The following is a 15,926-nucleotide window of genomic DNA, read 5'->3' as shown; positions in this document are numbered from 1 at the left end:
CTTACGCTGCAGCTGCGGCGGCGCCGCTGCGGGCGGCGTTGCGCACGTTCAGGAAGTACACGTCTTCCAGGTCCGGCGCGATCTGCGCGAAGCCGCTGTCGGGCTGGCTGTCGGCAAACACATTGATTTGCGGCTTGCCGCCCACCAGGCGCGTCGACAGCACATTCAAGGTTTGCTGGTACTGCGCCAGCTCGTCCATGCTGACGCTGCGGCGCCAGACCTTGCCGTGCAAGGTGTCGATGGCCGCCTGCGGTTCGCCCTGCACCAGCACTTGTCCCTTGACGATCATCGCCATGCGCGGGCACAGGTCCGTCACGTCGTCGACGATGTGCGTCGACAGGATGACGACCACTTGCTCGCCGATCTTCGCCAGCAGGTTCAGGAAGCGGTTGCGCTCGTCCGGGTCCAGGCCGGCCGTCGGCTCATCGACGATCACCAGGCGCGGTGCGCCCAGCAGCGCCTGGGCGATGCCGAAGCGCTGGCGCATGCCGCCCGAATACGTGCCCAGGTTGCGCTTGCGCGCTTCCCACAGATTGGTTTGCTGCAGCAACGCTTCCACGGCTTCCTTGCGCGGCCCCTTCTCCGTCAAACCTTTCAAGACGGCAAAGTGGTTGAGCAGGGTTTCCGCGCTGACCTTCGGATACACGCCGAAATCCTGCGGCAGGTAGCCGAGCTGGCGGCGCAGGCCGGCCTTGTCCTGCAGTACATCGACGCCATCGAAATGGATGCTGCCGCTATCGGGATCTTGCAATGTTGCAATGGTGCGCATCAGCGAGGACTTGCCCGCGCCATTCGGTCCCAGCAAGCCGAACATTCCGTTGGGAATGTCCAGGCTGACATTGTTGATGGCCTTGACGCCATTGGCATACGTTTTGTTCAGCTGTTTGATCGATAGCATGTGCAGCACTCTCCAGAGCTTGGGTATGAAAGCCGGCAGATGCATGTCTGCCGGTCTGTGGAAGGGGATCGCCCTTGTTTTGCAGCCGCGATGGCGGATGTTACTTAAAAACAATAATATATAGCCAATTGGGAGAAAATTAATGTTTTTGCGACCAAGGGTGGAAATACCGGGCTGGAATGCAGGAAGAAGCGATGAGTGACGTGGTGCTACACTCGCCAACTCAACGACGCCATGCGGCGGAAAGGCGGGACCATGCCGGTAGCACAGAACATGACATTGCGCGCCGTTGCGCCCGGTGAAGAAGGGGCACTGGCGCAGCTGTTCCAGCTGTACTGCTATGACAATACCGCCTGGAGCGGCGAGGACGTGCTGGCCGACGGCCGCTACGACGTGTGCGGCGCCGGGCTGGCCGAGTATGTGCATGCGCCTGGACATACGGCCGTCTGGATCGAGGTCGATGGGGCGCTGGCGGGCTTTTTCATCACGGAGCCCGGCATGGCCGGCAAGCTGCCGGTGCAGGAGTTCAGCGACTTTTTTATTTTGAAGAAGTACCGGCGCCGTGGCGTGGCGCTGGAAGTGGTACGGCGCATCCTGCTCGACAGTGCGCAGACGTGGATGGTGGCGACGTTCCGCGCCGATGCGGATGCCTGCGCGTTCTGGCGGCAGGCATTTGCGTGCCTGCCGTTTGCCAGGGTCGAGGCGTACGACGATCCGGACTTGCCGCAGTTCCAGCTGACTTTGCTGAAACCGGCGGCCTGAGCTGGATTAGAAGCGTACTTTCACATACGCCGACGGTCCCGTCAGGCGGATGTTCAGGTCGGCATCGCGTTCGCTGTCGCGGTGCAGCTTGATTTTCGAGATGCCGTAATCGGCCACGAAACCGATATTTTTGAACGGGAACCATTCCACGCCGACATTGCCGCCGTAGATGTGGCCATTGATGCGCCCGCCGTTTTTCTTGATGCCCGATGCTTCCGCATACATGCGCAAGTCTGGCGTAAAGGCGTGGCGCCAGCCCACTTCCAGCAGCGGCGCAAACGCGTGCTCGCCGATGGAATCGCGTGCCGTGGCCGTTTCGCCATTGACGATGCCGGTGGCCGTGCCTTTCAGGTTGGCATGGTAGTAGGCGGCGCCCAGGCCGATGCCGAAGGTGTCGTTGCCGCTGCCGAGCCACCATTTATAGGCCAGCTTGGCCAAGTCCAGCTTCAGGTCGGCATTCGCCGTGGCCGTGCCCGTGACGGGCTGGCCATTGATGATGGTTTCGCCCGTCAAGGTGGGCGTGTAGGATTTGTCGTAGCGGTAGTAGTCGAATGCCAGGCCATGGCGGTCGCCGATCAGCAAGTCCGCTTTAACGCGGGGAATCGTGGTGTGGCTTGGCTTCGATTCGGGCGCGTCGATGCGGCCAAACTGCGTGTCGGCGCCGATATTGATGCGCGGATCGGCGGAAAACGCGCCCACCGAGATGCTGACGCGGTCCAGTGCCGGCGACGGCTCGGCCCGCGCCGTGGCGGCCGCCGTGGCAATACCCAGCACGCCCAGCATCATGGCGCCGCGCAAGGCGAGGTGGTGCGGGCGTGGTGGGGACAGGCGGGTGGACACGGACATGGCAGACATGGGGCAACTCCTCAAAATAAAGTGAAAACTGTCGCGACGCTTTGGGCAACAGTGCAATGAGGAAATGGTAGCAATTGTTACTTTTAAATTACGTAGCCGCACGGCGCAAGTGGCCGTCGGACTTGTCCTACCGTGTGTAACAGCCGGTAAACATAAGGGCATTGCCTGCCATGCAGGACGCGGGCAGAATGGTGCGCACAAGGAGGAGACCTCGCATGAGAATTGCCGCCATATCCGATATCCACGGCAACCTGGACGCGCTTGACGCCGTGCTGGCCGACATCGCCCGGCGTGGCGTGGACGTGACCGTCAACCTCGGCGATATCGTCTCGGGCCATCTGCAGCCGCGCACCACGGCGGCGCGCCTGATGGGGCTCGGCCTGCCCACCATCCGCGGCAACCACGAGCGCCAGCTGCTGGGCGATCCGGCCCGCATGGGCGTGTCCGACGCCTATGCGCGCGCGCAATTGCTGCCGGAACAACTTGCGTGGATAGAAGCGCTGCCGGCCACCTTGCGCCTGCGCAAAGACGTGCTGCTCGTGCATGGTACGCCCACCAGCGATCTCGTATATTTTCTCGACAGCGTCACGCCGCAAGGCAGCCGCGCCGCTACGCCGCAGGAGGTGGCGCAGCGGGCAGGCGAGGTGGATGCGGCGCTGATCCTGTGCGGCCACACGCACATGCCGCGCCAGGTGCGCCTGGCCGATGGGCGGCTGATCGTCAACCCGGGCAGCGTCGGCTTGCAAGCCTATGACGACGATCACGGCTATCCGCACGTGATGGAAAACGGCACGCCGCATGCGCGCTATGCGATTGCCGCACAGGGCGCCGATGGCGGCTGGACGGCGCAGTTGCACGCCGTGGAATATGACTGGGAAAAGGCGGCCCGGCTGGCGCTGGCGAACGGGCGGCCCGATTGGGCCACGCCCTTGCGCACGGGCCGGGTTGGCGTACTTACCTGAACTCTTCCGCCACCAAGTTGTATTTCTGCATCTTGTGATACAAGGTCTGCTTCGGCAAGCCGAGCACCGCGCTCACTTCGCTGACGTTGCCTGCGTATGCGCGCAGTTCCTGCTCGATCAATGCGCGTTCGAAGCCGTTGACCTGTTCCGCCAGCGACAAGGGGCTGGCCTGACCGCTCGCCAGCAGGCTCGATGCGCCACCGGCGATGCCGAGCACGAAGCGGTCGGCGATATTGCGCAGTTCACGCACGTTGCCGGGCCAGGAATGGGCCATCAGGTTGCGCATCTGCGCGCTGGAGACGACGGGCGCGGCGCGGTTGTAGCGGGCGGCGGCAGCCAGCACGAAGTGTTCGAACAGGATGGGAATATCTTCGCGCCGTTCGCGCAGCGGCGGCAGGTGCAGCACGATCAAATTCAAGCGGTAGTACAGATCGCTGCGGAATTTCTGTTGCTGCGACAAGTCTTCCAGATCCAGCTTGGCAGCCGCGATGACGCGCACGTCGACGGGCGTGGGCACGTTCGAGCCCAGCCGTTCGATATAGCGTTCCTGCAGCACGCGCAGCAATTTCACTTGCAGCGACAGGGGCAGGCTTTCGATTTCGTCGAGGAAGAAAGTGCCCTGGTCCGCGTGCTCGATCTTGCCCACCTGCCGCTTGGCCGCGCCCGTAAACGCGCCCGGTTCGTGGCCGAAGACTTCGCTCTCGAATATGCTTTCGGGAATCGCGCCGCAGTTGACGGCGACAAAGTTATGTTTGCGGCGGTGGCTGAAATCGTGCAGGCAGCGGGCCACCATTTCCTTGCCCGTACCCGTGTCGCCATAGATCAGTACGTCAGCCGGTTCGTTCGCAACGTCGAGGATCAAACGCCGTATGTCGCGCATCGCCACGGAATTGCCCAGTAAGCGCGCTTCGATGCCGCCGCCGTCCTCGAGCTGGCGGCGCAGGCTGTGCACTTCCAGGGTCAGGCGCCGGGTTTCCAGCGCGCGCAGGATGACGTCGACCAGCTGGTCGGACGAATACGGTTTTTCGATGAAATCGTAGGCGCCCGTGCGCATGGCGTGCACGGCCATGGTGATGTCGCCATGGCCCGTGACGAGGATCACGGGCAGGTTGGCATCGAGCGTCTTGACCGCTTGCAGCAATTCCAGGCCGCTCATGCCGGGCAGGCGTACGTCGCTCACGACGATGCCGGGAAAATCCGGGGTCAGCAGTTTATAGGCCAGCTCGGCCGAGTGGAAGGCCAGCACGTCCAGGCCGGCCAGCTGTAAAGCCTGCTCGCTGCCTTCGCGTACGGTGGGGTCGTCTTCAACCAGCAAGACCTTCAAGCCGTCAAACATGTTTTTCCTCCTGCGTTGCAATCTGTAGTTCGATGGTGAAGATGGCGCCGCCGCCGGGGGCGTTTTCAGCGCGCAGCACGCCGCCGAACTGGCGCGTGATCTGTTCGGAAATGGCCAGGCCCAGGCCCAGTCCCAGGCCTTGCGGTTTGGTCGTGAAGAACGGTTCGAACAGGTGTTCATACACTTCCGTCGACAGGCCCGGCCCCGTGTCGGCCACATGGATCAGCACGTGCTCGGGAGTGCATTCGACGGACACGCGCAGGCTGCGCACGTCGCTGCCATTCATGGCGTCGAGCGCATTGGCGTACAGGTTGACCAGTACCTGTTCCAGGCGGTTGCTTTCGCACATGGCGAAGATGTCTTCGGGCGGCAGTTGCAGGGTGAAACGCACATTTTCCACCTGCAGCCGGCGTTCGACAAGGAACAGGGCGTTGCTGATCGCCGTGGGGATCGAGACGGAGGTCAGGCTGGTCGTCGACTTGCGCGCAAAAATCTTCAATTGGCCCGTAATAGTCCCCATCCTGGCCGCAATTTGCGATATCTTTGCCAAGTTACGCCGTGCATCGTCGAGCCGTCCCCGCTCTAGCAGGATGACGGCATTGTCGGACATGGTGCGCAGCGCCGTCAGCGGCTGGTTCAGTTCATGCGTGATGCTGGCCGACATTTGCCCCAGCACGGCCATCTTGCCAGCTTGAAACAGTTCATTTTGCGTGATGTGCAGCTTTTGCTCGGCCTTGCTGCGCACGTCGATTTCCTGGCTCAGGCTTTGCGTCATGGCATTGAGTTCCGACGTGCGTTCCTCGACCATGGCTTCCAAGTTGTCGTAGGCATGCTGCAGGTCTTCGCGGGCGCGCAATTTTTGCGCCACGGCCGCGCGGCGCTGGCGCAGGTAAAAGAACAGCAGCATGAAAAAGCCCAACAGCACGCACGAGAAGGCGGCCGCCGCGCGCGCGCTGGCCTTGGCCTGCGCCAGGTCGGACAAATAAATAAAAGTCCAGCCTTGCGGCGACTTGAGCTTGATCTGCGTCATCACGCTCGAGCTGGTCTTCGGCGGCGTGTCGGCATGTTCCTGCTCGCGTACGCTGATCACGCGCGCGCCATTGCCCAGTTGGCGGTCGGAAACGAAGGGGATGGCGGCCAGCTGCTTCGAATAGTACTGGCGCGTGCGGTTGAGCTCTTCGACGATGGCGGGTGACAGCGGCGCCAGGGTCTTGTACTTCCAGTCCGCCATGGAACTGAGAAAAATCACGCCGTGCTCGTCGGCCAGCATCACCTTGTCGGCGCCCTGCACCCAGCGTTTTTCCAGGTTTTCCAGGTTCACCTTCACCGTGGCCAGGCCCAGCATGTGGCCATTCTGGTAAATGCCATGGGCAAAGAAGTAACCGGGTTCCAGCCGCGTCGTGCCCACGCCATAGAAGCGGCCCGGCGTGCCGCGCAGGGCGTCCTGGGCATAGGGGCGGAACGAGATATTGTCGCCAATAAAGCTGTCGGGTTGCTGCCAGTTGCTGGCGGCCCGCGTGTTGCCGTCGAGGTTGCTGATGAAAATGGTCGACGATTTCGCCTGGGCATTCATCTGCTCCAAGTAATGGTTGACCGTATCGACCAGCACCGGGTCTTCCGGGTGCTGCAGCAGGCGGATCACGTCGCGGTTCAGTTCCAGGGTCTTGGGCAGGAAGTCGTATTTCTCCAGCGCATTTTCAAGACTGCTGACATACACCTCCAGGCGCTGCGCGCCGCTCGCTTGCAGTTTGCCGATGGCGATGCGTTCGGTCCAGAAATACACGAGCCAGACGGTGGCCAGGCAGGCGGCCAGCACCACGCCCCAGGCCAGCGTTTCGCGGCCCGACCGTTGCGACAGGCGCTGGCGCCAGGAAAGGGAGGATTTGGTAGTACTGCTATTCATAAAATCAGCTGCCAACTTGCAAGAACCCACAGTATCGCATTTAAATATTGCGTAAAAAGAAAAAGCCGCCGGATATGCATCCGGCGGCCCACACTTCTATTTTACGGACATCTCAACGTCCGACAAAATCGTAGCGAGCGGCAGTGATTTCTGGCCGAGAAGCGCAACCGTACTTTAGTACGGGGGCGCCGAGCCGGTGAGCATCGCCGGCCGCAAAGCGCGCCGCGCAGTAGATTTTGGCCGACGTCCTTAGAACGTATGACGCATGCCCAGGTTGAAACCGCTGTTGCCGGTGCCATCGTCGGTGGCATTGCCAATCTTGTAGGTAGCGCCGTTCTTGTTGCTGATGTGGCCGTAACCTGTGTACAGGTCGCTGCGCTTGGACAGGGCATAGAAGGCGCCGATGGCCCACTGCTGGGCGTCACGGTTGGCATTGCTCTTGTCGTTGTGGCGGATGTACGAGGCGACCAGCTTGGTGGCGCCGAACGGGGCGCTGAAGCCAACGAGGATGTCATTGCTCTTGCTGTTGTCGAGGGCGCGGTTGTCGGCGTAGCCGAAGTTGCCTTGCAGCACGCCAAAGTCGTAGCGCGTGGCCAGCAGGGTGTTGCGCGTTTGCTGGGTCGCCAGCGCATTTTCCTGGCGGTGGTGCGTCAGGGTCACGTTCAGCGGACCGTCGATGTAATGCACGGCGCCGCCCATGCTGCGGTTTTTCGCATTGTCGCCGGCCACTTCGCCAAAGCCATACGCCAGGTCGGCCGACAGCTTGCTCCAGGTCGGCGTGCTGTATTGCACCATGTTGTCGATGCGATAATTCGTCGCCATAATGTTTGACGCCGTGCCGGCCAGGCCGATGACAAACGGATCGGCCACGTCGCGCAGTGCCAGGTAGTACGGCGTATATTGGCGGCCCAGGGTGACGGCGCCGGCGCTGCCGGTCAGGCCCACATACGCCTGGCGGCCGAACAGCCGGCCGCCCTGGCCCGAGGTACCGGTATCGATATTGAAACCGCTTTCCAGCACGAAGGTGGCGGCCAGACCGCCACCGAGGTCTTCCTTGCCCTTGAAGCCGATGCGCGAGCCGGAAGCGACGCCGGAAGCGACGCGGTTCAGGCGGTCTCCAGCCGCATCCTTGTCGAACACCAGGCCGGCGTCAGCCACGCCATACATGGTCACGTTCGATTGGGCCATGGCGCCGGTGGAGGCTGCGCCGAGGGTCAGCAGGGTAAACAGGACTTTTTTCATGAAAATCTCTCTAATAAGTTGGAATGACTACTGATCGCACTACCTGACTGCTTGTTACTCAACATCGACAACAAATAAATGGCCCGCTTGTGGCGGGCCATGGCGCTATCAGGCTTTGCTAGCGTGATCCGCTTCGCCCCAATGGCTTTCCGTGTTCTGGCTGGCCGCGTTGGCCGCAGCGGCTTCTTCCTCGGTGGCCAGGCCACCTTCCCACTTGGCGACGACAGCCGTGGCGACGGCATTGCCGACCGCGTTGGTGGCCGAACGGCCCATGTCGAGGAATTGGTCCACACCCATCAGCAGCAGCAAGCCTGCCTCTGGAATATTGAATTGGTTCAGGGTAGCGGCAATCACCACCAGCGAGGCGCGCGGTACGCCGGCCATGCCTTTCGAGGTCAGCATCAGCAGCAGCAGCATGGTGATCTGCGTGCCGATCGACAGGTCGATACCGTAGGCTTGGGCGATGAACAGCACGGCAAAGGTGCAGTACATCATCGAGCCGTCCAGGTTGAAGGAGTAGCCCATTGGCAACACAAAGCTGGAAATCTTGCGGTCCACGCCGAACTGGTCGAGCGCCGTCAGCAGTTTTGGATAGGCCGCTTCCGAGCTGGCCGTCGAGAATGCCAGCAGGAATGGTTCGCGGATCAGGCCGACCAGTTTGAAGACGCGCGGGCCGATGACGACGAAGCCGGCGGCGATCAGCAGTGCCCACAGGCACATCAGGCCCAGGTAGAAGCCACCCATGAACTTGGCAAACGTGACCAGCACGCCCAGGCCGTGCGTGGTGATGACGGAAGCCATCGCAGCGAACACGGCCAGTGGGGCCAGGTTCATGATGGTGCCGGTGATGCGCAGCATGACTTGCGCCAGCTGGTCGACAACGGCCGTCAGGGTCTTGCCCGATTCGCCCAGGCCGGCCAGTGCGCCGCCGAAGAAGATCGAGAACACCAATACTTGCAGGATTTCATTGTTGGCCATGGCCTCGATCGGCGACTTCGGCACCAGGTGCGTGAAGAAATCTTTCAAGGTGAAGGCGGCCGTTTTCAAATTCGTTGAAGCGTGTACGTCCGGTAATGGCAAGCCCAGGTTGGTACCCAGCTGCATCAGGTTCGACAGCACCATGCCCAGCGCCAGCGAGACCAGTGAGGCAACCACGAACCAGCACATGGCTTTCAGGCCGATGCGGCCCGCCGTCTTGCCGTCGCCCATGTGGGCGATGCCGACCGTCAGGGTGGAGAACACCAGCAGCGCAATGATCATCTTGATCAGGCGCAGGAAGACGTCGGTGACGATGGAAATATTACCAGCGATTTGCTTGCTCATGTCCGCATCGGGGAAAGCGGAATGGCATCCATAGCCCACGGCAATGCCGAGGACCATGGCAATCAGGATGTACAGGGTTAATGGCCGTTTCTTTTTCATTTTGACTCCTCCAAATGAAGCGCCGCTGTGAGCGGATTATTGATAGCGAGCAACTCAAGCTTGGAGTCAATATTTCTCAAAAACAAGCCCTTGCGTGCTAGCGATTATTTGCAGCAAAACCTGTACATAGCAAAGGATATGCCTGAAATTGGCATTTGACGCATAACTTCTTAAGTTGTTGATTTAAGGAAGCTTTTTTGTTGTCAGGATGTTGCAATTTGACAGGCTTGCGCGAAATATTGGACGCGGCGGGGCATCGCTGTATGACTTTTCATACGCTAGTCGCGTCAGGGCGGCAGTGCGCCAAAAAGGCAAGATTATCAGGACAATAAAAAAGCCCCTCCGAAGAGGGGCCGATGTTGCGTAATACTTGTTTTCTTGACGTTAGAACTTGATATTGGCCGTCAGGCTGAACGAACGTGGCTGGCCCGGGGTGTAGCGGAAGCCGGACTTGTTGATGGCTGCCACATAGGTCTTGTCGGCCAGGTTGTAGGCGTTCAGCTGCAGGTCGAGGTTCTTGTTGACGGTATAGGTTGCCATGGCGTCGAAGACCCAGTAGGCATCCACGCGGGCAGGCGTGCCGACGGCGCCGTCGGTACCGCGCAGCATTTCACCCACGTAACGCGCGCCGCCGCCGATCTTCAGGCCGAATGGCAGGGTGTACGACGTCCAGCCCGTAAACGCCTGTTTTGGCGTGTAGCTGAGGTTATTCACGCCGCTGGCGGTGACGACCTTGCCCGACTTGACACTGGTATTCATGCGCGTATAGCCGGCGCTGACCAGCCAGTTAGGCATGACTTCGCCCACCATGCCGATCTCGATGCCCTGAACGCGCTTCTTGCCGGTCTGGTAGTAGATCAGGTCGATGGGATCTTGCTCTACTTCATTTTTCACTTCCGTCTGGTACACGGCTGCCGACAGCGACAATTTTTGTTTCAGGAAATCCCACTTGGTGCCGATTTCCTTGGTGGTGGTTTCCTGCGGATCGTAGATCGGATTTTGCGCGCTGCTGGCGCCCGTGCTCAGCGTGAAGTTGGTGCCTGGCGGCGCCTTCGACGTGGCCCACAGCGCATACACGCTGCTGTCCGGCGTCGGCTTGTACAGGGCCGAGATCTTGCCGTTGGCGAAGGTGTCGCTCAAGGTGATGTGGACAGGAATAGGTGTGCCCACCGGCAATTTTTGCACCTGGCCCGCGGCGACGGCCGTTTGCAGCGTGACGGCGTCATACGTGGTGTTGAAATGGTCGAAACGCACGCCGCCGTTGAAAATCCACTTGTCGCCGAACTTGACGGTGTCGAACACATACGCGCTTTGCGTATTGACTTCGCCTTCGCTGTAGGCGCCGCTGCGCACAGGGTTGTGGCCGGTGACGGTGTCACGCGGATTCGGGTGATACAGGTTCGCTGCCGGCAAGGTGCCCAGGCTGGCTGGCACATAGCTGTAGTTGGTCTGTTTTTCGCTGGTGAACTCGGCGCCGGCCACCAAAGAGTGCTTCAGCACGCCCGTGTCGAATTGCGCGCTGACCACGGTCTGGTTGGTCAGAATCGTGTTTTCCTGGTCCTTCACGGTGCGCAGCGAGCGCGCCAGGGTCCAGGTCGACGGATCGGCGGGCACCGGCGTCATCAGGTTGGCGGTGCTGCCCATGAAAGCCGTCAGCAGGTAGTCCTGCTTGGTCTTGCCGTAGCGCGTGGTGTTCTGGATTTGCACGTTCGGCGAGAAATCATGGTCGATGCGCAAGGTGCCCATGTCGGCCTTGACCTTGTCGTGGTCCGTGGTGGAGCCGTAGAAATTCTTCGGGTCGACCTTGGCGGCGCCGTTCAGGAAGGTGCGGATGACCTTGTTCGTCGGCGTGATGGTGTCGGGCGTCGAATAGCCGGGCAAGCCGATGGTCGGCACGCCGCCGTCGGGGATGTTGTTCTGGTCCACGTGCAGGTAGCTGGCCGTGATGCGCGTCGGTTTGCCGATGCCGAAGGTGACAGTGGGTGCGAAGGCCCAGCGCTTGTTCTTGACTTCATCGCGCGCCGGATTGCCGCTGTCCTGCGTCATCAGGTTCAGACGCATTGCCGTGCCGGAATCGGCGTCGATGATGCGGTTCCAGTCGGCCGTGGCGCGTTTTTGCTTGCCGCTGCCGGCCGTCAGCAGGGAATTGAATTTGTTTTCCATGGTCGCCGTCTTGCTGACCAGGTTGATGGAACCGGTCGGCGAACCGCGGCCGCTGTCGGTGCCCGCCGGGCCCTTCAGCACATCGATCTGTTCGATGTTGAAGACGTCGCGCGAGATGGAACCCACGTCGCGCACGCCATCGACATAGATGCTGCCCGAGGCATCGAAACCGCGCATGTAGACGGCGTCGCCCGTGTTCGTGTTGCCGTTCTCGCCGAGGAAGAAGGTGCCGACGCCCGGTGTGTTGCGCAGCGCGTCCGTCAGGGTCAGCGCGCCTTGCTGCTCGATCAATTCCTTCTTGATCACGACGATGGTTTGCGCCGTATTGACCAGCTCTTCCGTATATTTCGGCGACGAGGCTTTTTCAGCCTTGAAATCATTTTCCTTGGAGCCCACGACCTTGATTTCGTTCAGGGTTTGCTGCGATGCCGGGGCGCTTTGGCCGGCCGGATCGGCCGCCTGGGCGGCGACGGGCAGCAGCATCACGGCCAGGGCGGCGCCGATGTGCTGGTTGAAACGGGTGGGGGCGTGTTTGCGGCTCTTGATTGCCATCTTGCTCTTTCGAAAAGGTCAGGGTAGTGGTTCCTGGCTGGCTCTGCGCCGCTGTGCTTGGGCACGCGGGCAAGTGGCTGGCGATGGAGACGGAATAGGCCGTATTGTAATAACTGGGCGCTATTTCGTAAATGAGAATCGTTATCAGTATCATTTACGCAACGGATTGGACGTGTCACAAAAAAAACACTGTCATGGCTTATGAATGCTTGCTTTGCGGCCCAGCCGCTGCTATGCGCGCAAGCGTCCGGCAGCGGGAGTATGATGAGCAACCTTTACAAATTCCACCGAGCATGCTGCAGACTCCCGATGCCTTTGTCCCCCTGATCGATGCGCCCGAACCGGCCCCGGCCGCAGACCAGACGCTGACCTTTGTCTTTCACCGCGGGCGTCTGTTGCTGCGCATGCCCGAGCTGGCCTTGCCCACTGCCGCCGAATTGGCCGCGCTCGATATCGACTTGAGCCGCGCACAACCCGTGGGTTTGTGGCAAGACCGCTATTGCCAGACGGTCTGGGTCGACGAGGAGCTGCCCGTCGGCGCCGGCCTGGCCTGGCACGGCATGCGCTCGCTGTTCAATGCCGTCGACGACGCTTTCCTGGGTTTGGCCAGCCGCGCCGTGCAGCTGGCCGAGTGGGCGCGCACGCACCGCCATTGCGGCGTGTGCGCCACGTCCATGCAGCGCACTCGTGGCGAGCGCTGCTTCACCTGCGCCGCTTGCGGCATGCTCGCGTATCCGCGCATTTCGCCGGCCATGATGGTACTGATACGCAAGGGCGAGCAAGTGCTGCTGGCCATGCACAAGCACTCGCCGTCGCAGCGCTTCAGCCCGCTCGCCGGTTTCCTGGAAGCGGGCGAATCGATCGAGGAAGCCGTGCACCGCGAGGTGATGGAGGAGGTGGGCTTGCGCGTGCATAATCTGCAGTACTTCATGAGCCAGTCCTGGCCGTTTCCCCATTCGCTGATGATCGCGTTTACGGCCGATTACCTCGATGGCGAGATCCGCCTGGACGAGAACGAGATCGCCGAGGCGCGCTGGTTCGGCCCCGGCGATGCGTGGCCGGAAGCGAGTTCGAGCGTGTCGATTTCCGCGCTGCTGGTGGGCGCGCACCGTCCGCCAACGGTATAGGCAAAGAGGAGGCTGCTCGGGCAGCTTGCCGCATTTTCTATATACTGACGGCAATTGAAAATTTTAGGGTGGTGTAGCATGTCTCAAGAAGAATTCTCCGAAAACGACTGGCGCCGGCTGATCAGCAGCTTTGGTGAAGATCCGCAGCGTCCTGGCTTGCTGGAAACGCCGGCGCGCGTGGCCAAGGCGTGGAAGCACTGGACGTCCGGCTATGGCCAGGATCCGGTGGACTTGCTGAAAGCGTTTGAAGATGGCGCGGAACAGTACAACGAGCTGATCGTCGTGCGCGGCATCCCCGTCTACAGCCATTGCGAACACCACCTGGCGCCGTTCTTCGGCAAGGCCACCATCGGTTACGTGCCCAACGGCAAGATCGTCGGCCTGTCGAAACTGACGCGCCTCGTCGATTGCTTTTCGAAGCGCCTGCAAGTGCAGGAACGCATGACGATGCAGATCGCCAATGCGCTGATGGAAGTGCTGGAACCGAAGTCGGTGGGCGTGGTCGTGCGTTGCCGTCACCTGTGCATGGAAAGCCGCGGCATCCGCACGCCGGGCGAAGAAACCATCACCTCGGCCATGCTGGGCGAGATGCAGCCGAACCTGGCGCTGCGTACGGAATTTCTGGCCCTGGCGCGCGAAGTCTGATTTTCGGCGACGATGCGTGACGAAGGCGGCGCAATGCCGCCTTTTTTTATATTCTTCCCGATTCCCGTTCCGCCAGGTAGCGCGCCGGCGGCTTGCCCACGGCCTTGCGGAACATGGTGACAAAACCGCTGGCGTTTTCATAGCCGAGTTCCAGCGCCACCGCTTTCACGCTCCGCCCTTGCGCCAGCCGTTGCAAGGCCAGGATGACGTGCAATTGCCGGCGCCAGCGTCCCACGCTCATGCCCAGTTCCTCCAGTGACAGCCGGGTCATGCTGCGCTCGCTCATGCCGATGCGGCGGGCCCACTCGGCCAGGGTGCTCTTGTCGGCTGGCTGCGCCAGCAGCAGGGCGGCCAGGCGGCGCAAACGCGCGTCGCGCGGCATCGGTAGATGCAAGTCTTCCACGGGCGCGGCCGCCAGCTCGTCGAGCAAGGTAAGCACCAGGCGCTCCTGCGCGCCATGCAGCGCGGCCAAGGTGGGAAAACCGGCCGCCTTGGCGATCAGTTCGCGCAGCAACGGCGACACGGCCACGGTGCAGCAAACGGTGGGCAAGGCCGGCGCCATGGCGGGTTCGACAAACAGGCAATAACATTCGGCCTCGCCCACGCCCTGCGCCGAATGCCTCAGGCCGCCCGGTATCCACACGGCGCACTGGGGCGGCACGATCCACACGCCGCTTTCCACCTCGCAATGCATCACGCCCCGCGTGGCATACAGCAACTGTCCCTTGCGGTGCTGGTGCGGCGCCTGCTCCGCGTCCTCGGGCACGCTGGCCAGGCCCACGGCCAACAGCGGGCGCAACACGCCATCGACGTCGAAATCCATGAGGGAGGCGCTGGCGTCCAGGCCCAACTCGGTGGTGAGCATGCTGGGCTGCAATGGATGGGGCATGGATGCGCTTTGGCTGGATTGAATAATATTGTGGCTATTTTATGCAATGACGTCCGGCGGCGCCATCGGTATCGTGTACTGATCCGCAGCCCCGCTTCAACGGCAACCGCCGCCGCCAGTGTTCTGATGAAGGTAAGGAGGAACGGCAACCCCCTAAGGAGTCATCACCATGCAGCTTGATCTATCCACTTTTCCCCTCGTCTGGATGCGCCGCGAGGCAGCGCCTGTCCAGCCCGATATTCTGTTTGCCCAGTTTGACGCCCTGCTGGCGCGCCGCCAGGCGTTTGTCATTCTCAGCGAGGAAGGCTTTGACGAGGAGGGGCATGAACACCCGCAGGAAGAGCGCAAGCGGGCTGCGCTCTGGATGAAGCGGAACAAGACGGCCATCCGCGCGTATATCCAGGGCATGGTGCTGGTCGAACCGAGCGCCGTCAAGCGTCTGGCCGGCAAGGCCTTTGCCGTGACGTTCGGCAAGTTCTGGGGCTATCCCCTGCATTTCGGCACCAGCCGCGACGATGCGCTCGACATCGCGCAGCATTTGCTGCACGCGTGGCTGCCGCCAAGGGAAGACTAACGACATGAAGACCACCTGACAAAACCGTCGCGAGCGGCAGTGATTTGTGGCTAAGAAGCGCAACCGTACTCTAGTACGGTGAGCATCGCAGGCCGCAAAGCGCGCCGCGCAGTAGCTTTGGCCAGGTGTTTTAGTAGCGGTAGTCGTTGATGAAATGCTTGGTGAAGTTGTACTTGCTGCCGCCGTCGAGCAAGTCGACCAGGCGTTTCGGCGCCGAGGCCGACATGAAGGCGTCGGCCGCGCCGCCCGTGCTGCGGAACTTCATGCCGGGGCTGAGGATCTGGTTGGCGCCGATTTTCAGGTGCTGGAAGCTTTTCGTTTTCTCATTGTTGAGGATGAAATGCAATTCCTGCTTGAAGGTCAGGAAGGGGATCTTCAGCCACCAGCCTTCGTCCGTGCCATAGCTGGCGACGCTGGCAAAATGCGTGTTCTTGTCCGTCAAGGTGGGTTTTCCCAGGCGGTCGTTGATGCGTTTCATGGCTTCATTCTTGGTCATGCTGTGCTTTCGTGATTCATCTTGTATCCGGCGTGCATTTTGACACAGGCACGCCACCCCCGCTGCCTTGCCGCCCCTATCTGCATGCTTTTTTACTGCA

At 61.3% G+C, this 15,926-nt stretch carries 14 protein-coding genes; 5 read left to right on the top strand and 9 right to left on the bottom strand.

The genetic code is table 11. The features are described from left to right. Position 1: 1 nt before the first annotated feature. The gene (locus GYK42_RS17530; protein WP_166448540.1) at positions 2–898 is read right to left on the bottom strand and encodes an ABC transporter ATP-binding protein; all 897 of its coding nucleotides are present in this window, start codon (positions 896–898) and stop codon (positions 2–4) included. Between the two features lie 255 nt (positions 899–1,153). Between GYK42_RS17530 and GYK42_RS17525 the strand changes: the two genes are divergently transcribed. After that, positions 1,154–1,660 (top strand): GNAT family N-acetyltransferase, encoded by a 507-nt coding sequence (locus GYK42_RS17525; protein ID WP_166448539.1) that lies wholly within the window; start codon positions 1,154–1,156, stop codon positions 1,658–1,660. A 6-nt stretch (positions 1,661–1,666) separates the two neighbouring features. Here GYK42_RS17525 and GYK42_RS17520 read toward each other — a convergent pair whose 3' ends face one another. Continuing rightward, a complete protein-coding gene (locus GYK42_RS17520; RefSeq protein WP_166448538.1) occupies positions 1,667–2,515 on the bottom strand; it encodes a hypothetical protein in 849 nt (282 codons plus the stop codon). A 215-nt stretch (positions 2,516–2,730) separates the two neighbouring features. On the opposite strand from GYK42_RS17520, the gene GYK42_RS17515 reads away from it, so the two are divergent. Continuing rightward, positions 2,731–3,477, top strand: a complete 747-nt coding sequence (locus tag GYK42_RS17515) for a metallophosphoesterase family protein (RefSeq protein WP_166448537.1) — start codon at positions 2,731–2,733, stop codon at positions 3,475–3,477. Here the strand turns inward: GYK42_RS17515 and GYK42_RS17510 are convergent. The 5 genes from GYK42_RS17510 to GYK42_RS17490 form a co-directional block, all read right to left on the bottom strand. Then, positions 3,470–4,813, bottom strand: a complete 1,344-nt coding sequence (locus GYK42_RS17510) for a sigma-54-dependent transcriptional regulator (protein WP_046683237.1) — start codon at positions 4,811–4,813, stop codon at positions 3,470–3,472. The genes GYK42_RS17515 and GYK42_RS17510 overlap by 8 nt on opposite strands. Further along, positions 4,806–6,716, bottom strand: coding sequence for a sensor histidine kinase (locus GYK42_RS17505; RefSeq protein ID WP_166448536.1), 1,911 nt, complete (start codon positions 6,714–6,716; stop codon positions 4,806–4,808). Before GYK42_RS17505 ends, GYK42_RS17510 begins: the two co-directional genes overlap by 8 nt. Before the next feature lie 249 nt (positions 6,717–6,965). Further along, positions 6,966–7,958: a porin gene (locus GYK42_RS17500; protein WP_166448535.1), complete on the bottom strand. Its 993-nt coding sequence runs from the start codon at positions 7,956–7,958 to the stop codon at positions 6,966–6,968. A 108-nt stretch (positions 7,959–8,066) separates the two neighbouring features. Further along, positions 8,067–9,380, bottom strand: coding sequence for a dicarboxylate/amino acid:cation symporter (locus GYK42_RS17495; RefSeq protein ID WP_166448534.1), 1,314 nt, complete (start codon positions 9,378–9,380; stop codon positions 8,067–8,069). 384 nt (positions 9,381–9,764) lie between these two features. Continuing rightward, positions 9,765–12,095 (bottom strand): catecholate siderophore receptor Fiu, encoded by a 2,331-nt coding sequence (locus GYK42_RS17490; protein ID WP_166448533.1) that lies wholly within the window; start codon positions 12,093–12,095, stop codon positions 9,765–9,767. A gap of 293 nt (positions 12,096–12,388) precedes the next feature. Between GYK42_RS17490 and nudC the strand changes: the two genes are divergently transcribed. Together nudC and folE are read left to right on the top strand one after the other, a co-directional pair. Then, complete coding sequence (gene nudC / locus GYK42_RS17485) at positions 12,389–13,222, top strand: NAD(+) diphosphatase (RefSeq protein WP_166448532.1); 834 nt, start codon at positions 12,389–12,391, stop codon at positions 13,220–13,222. Positions 13,223–13,300: 78 nt separating this feature from the next. Further along, positions 13,301–13,867, top strand: a complete 567-nt coding sequence (folE, locus tag GYK42_RS17480; protein ID WP_035822985.1) for a GTP cyclohydrolase I FolE — start codon at positions 13,301–13,303, stop codon at positions 13,865–13,867. Between the two features lie 46 nt (positions 13,868–13,913). On the opposite strand, the gene GYK42_RS17475 is transcribed toward folE, so the two are convergent. Next, positions 13,914–14,690, bottom strand: a complete 777-nt coding sequence (locus GYK42_RS17475) for an AraC family transcriptional regulator (protein ID WP_166448621.1) — start codon at positions 14,688–14,690, stop codon at positions 13,914–13,916. Positions 14,691–14,925: 235 nt separating this feature from the next. Here GYK42_RS17475 and GYK42_RS17470 point away from each other — a divergent pair, with 235 nt between their 5' ends. After that, positions 14,926–15,330 (top strand): hypothetical protein, encoded by a 405-nt coding sequence (locus GYK42_RS17470; protein WP_166448531.1) that lies wholly within the window; start codon positions 14,926–14,928, stop codon positions 15,328–15,330. A 130-nt stretch (positions 15,331–15,460) separates the two neighbouring features. On the opposite strand, the gene GYK42_RS17465 is transcribed toward GYK42_RS17470, so the two are convergent. After that, the gene (locus GYK42_RS17465; protein WP_046683244.1) at positions 15,461–15,826 is read right to left on the bottom strand and encodes a hypothetical protein; all 366 of its coding nucleotides are present in this window, start codon (positions 15,824–15,826) and stop codon (positions 15,461–15,463) included. Between the last annotated feature and the right edge of the window lie 100 nt (positions 15,827–15,926).

The organism is Janthinobacterium lividum, assembly GCF_011601275.1.
Lineage (GTDB): Bacteria > Pseudomonadota > Gammaproteobacteria > Burkholderiales > Burkholderiaceae_D > Janthinobacterium > Janthinobacterium lividum_E.
This window is presented reverse-complemented; position numbering and strand designations above follow the sequence as displayed.